Source organism: Micromonospora craterilacus, assembly GCF_003236315.1.
Classification (GTDB): domain Bacteria; phylum Actinomycetota; class Actinomycetes; order Mycobacteriales; family Micromonosporaceae; genus Micromonospora; species Micromonospora craterilacus.
The window spans coordinates 1-457 of record NZ_POTY01000559.1; the positions used below are offsets into that span (position 1 = coordinate 1).

Consider the following 457-nt stretch of genomic DNA (forward strand, 5'->3'; position numbering starts at 1 on the left):
GATCAAGTCCGAGCGCACCACCCCCGAAGCCACCGACCTGCAGGCCCTGTTCGCCGTCATGCGCGAAGACGGCGTCGAGGCGGTCGCCATGGAGGTCTCCAGCCACGCCCTGGTCCTCGGCCGGGTCGACGGCTGCGTCTTCGACATCGCCGTCTTCACCAACCTCAGCCCGGAACACATGGAGTTCCACTCCGACATGGAGGACTACTTCCGGGCCAAGGCACAGCTCTTCACGCCGCGGCGCAGCAAACTCGGCGTGGTCAACGTGGACGACGACTACGGCCGCCGCCTCGCGCGCTAGGCGACCGTGCCGGTCGTCACCTTCTCCGCCGAGGGCCACCCCGACGCCGACTGGCGCGCCCAGGACGTCCAGATCGGCCCCATGGACTCGACGTTCACCGTGCTCGGCCCCGACGGCGTGCGCGTGCACGCCAGGTCGCCGCTGCCGGGCCCCTTC

1 protein-coding gene is annotated in these 457 nt (G+C 70.2%); it reads left to right on the forward strand.

Going from position 1 to position 457, the window contains the following annotated elements; all coding sequences use genetic code 11:
* The coding region (locus C1I95_RS34420) for a Mur ligase family protein (RefSeq protein WP_267900739.1) at nt 1–301 on the forward strand (301 nt) is incomplete at its 5' end.
* Nucleotides 302–457 lie beyond the last annotated feature (156 nt).